Raw genomic sequence first — 478 nt, 5'->3', positions numbered from 1 at the left:
TACGCAGCAACCTCTCGCCCTCACCCGGCCGAGAAAGATCCCCGACGTGTTCGGCCAGGTCCGCACCGGTGCCGTAACCGCGAAGCTCGCCGTAGGCGCGCTCGAGCTCCTCGGCGTGCAGTGCGCCCACCAGTACGCGGGCCCCGTCGGCGAGCAGCCGGCGGGCGATTCCCAGACCGATCCCGGTCGCCCCGCCGGTAACCACCGCCGCCCGACCCTGTAGCGGGAGACTCACAGGATGATCGCCAGGTCGCCGACCGGGCGCAGGGTCGTCATGTCCAGGACGACGCGCTTGGATCGGATCCGCAGCTGTCCGTCGATCGCGACGAACCGGTAGTGGTACCTCCCGACGTAGTAGGACGCCTTGCCGTTGCGGAACCGCCACACCGTGAAGGACGCCACGACCGGCAGCTCGTCGCCCTCCCGTACGCCCACCACGACGTTGCTGAACTGATGGTTCGTGCGCGAGTGCGGGTAT

2 protein-coding genes are annotated in these 478 nt (G+C 69.0%); both read right to left on the bottom strand.

The features are described from left to right. Positions 1 to 235: SDR family NAD(P)-dependent oxidoreductase (locus DD1DGNOD_RS11900; protein ID WP_131770130.1), on the bottom strand; the 235-nt coding region annotated here is incomplete at its 3' end. Further along, positions 232 to 478 (bottom strand): aromatic-ring-hydroxylating dioxygenase subunit beta (locus DD1DGNOD_RS11895; RefSeq protein ID WP_283234683.1); only part of this gene is annotated, 247 nt, incomplete at its 5' end. The genes DD1DGNOD_RS11900 and DD1DGNOD_RS11895, both read right to left, overlap by 4 nt.

The organism is Candidatus Protofrankia californiensis (assembly GCF_900634765.1).
Taxonomy (GTDB): domain Bacteria; phylum Actinomycetota; class Actinomycetes; order Frankiales; family Frankiaceae; genus Protofrankia; species Protofrankia californiensis.
The sequence above is the reverse complement of the archived record's forward strand: the minus strand, read 5'-3'. Positions and strand labels throughout refer to the sequence as shown.